The organism is Nocardioides maradonensis, from assembly GCF_054777115.1.
On record NZ_BAAHAZ010000053.1, the window covers coordinates 1 to 955 of the forward strand.

The 955-nt window shown below is 64.8% G+C and carries 2 protein-coding genes; both read right to left on the bottom strand.

Features of this window, described 5'->3' with window-relative positions; translation table 11 throughout:
- The coding region (locus tag ACYVAQ_RS23380) for an IS3 family transposase (RefSeq protein ID WP_460793018.1) at window positions 1-608 on the bottom strand (608 nt) is incomplete at its 3' end.
- Window positions 605-772, bottom strand: coding sequence for a transposase (locus tag ACYVAQ_RS23385; RefSeq protein ID WP_460793020.1), 168 nt, complete (start codon window positions 770-772; stop codon window positions 605-607). The genes ACYVAQ_RS23385 and ACYVAQ_RS23380, both read right to left, overlap by 4 nt.
- Between the last annotated feature and the right edge of the window lie 183 nt (window positions 773-955).

The following is a 955-nucleotide window of genomic DNA, read 5'->3' on the forward strand; positions in this document are numbered from 1 at the left end:
TTGAGCCAGCCCAGCAGGCTGGCAGCGATGAACTCGCGGCCGTTGTCGGAGCGGATGACCTGGGGCCGGCCGTGGATCTCGAAGATCCGCTCCAGGGTGCGCTGCACCTCCATCGCTCCGATCGTGTAGTCGACGTGGAAGCCCACACAGATCCGGGTGAACTCGTCGACCACGTTCAAGATCCGCAGCGCGGTGCCGCGGGAGGTGCGCAGGCTCATGAAGTCGTAGGACCAGACATGGCCCTGGCGGGTCGAGGGCAGCATCCACAACGAGTGCGCGTCAGTGCCCAGGGCCTTCTGACCTGACGCTTTGGACCGCGGCGGCGGGACTCTGAGCCCTTCGCGGCGCCACAACCGTTCCACCCGCTTCACGTTGACCTCCCAACCGTCGGCGACGAGCAGCGCGTGAACGCGCCGGTAACCGAACCGCGGATGCCGGTCGGCGTGCTTCTTCATCGCGGCCACGAGCTGCTGCTCGAAGTCGGTCGGGACCGGCTTGTACCTGTTCGAGGAGCGGTGTTGGCCCACGACCTTGCACGCGCGGCGCTCGGAGATCTTGAACTTGCGCACCAGATGCGCGACTGCAGCCCGGCGGCGAGCCGGGCTCACCAGTTTCCCTTCTGGAGGTCCTTCAACATCGAGATGTCCAGGGCCTGCTCGGCCACGATCCGCTTCAAACGGGCGTTCTCGGCCTCGAGCGCCTTGAGCCGTTGGGCCTCGTCCTCCTTCAACGCGCCGTACTTGATACGCCACCGGTAGAGACGTCTGCTCACTGATCTGAAGCTTCTTGCAGATCCCTGGCACCGTCGCGCCCTGGGCCTGCATCTTCTCCGCCTCACGCAGCTTCGCCACGATCTGCTCAGTCGTGAACCTTTTCGCCGCAGCCATCACACACCTCCACAAGGACTCTCAAAGTTTCGAGCACTCCCACGAGATGTGGACCGAGAATCGGGGGG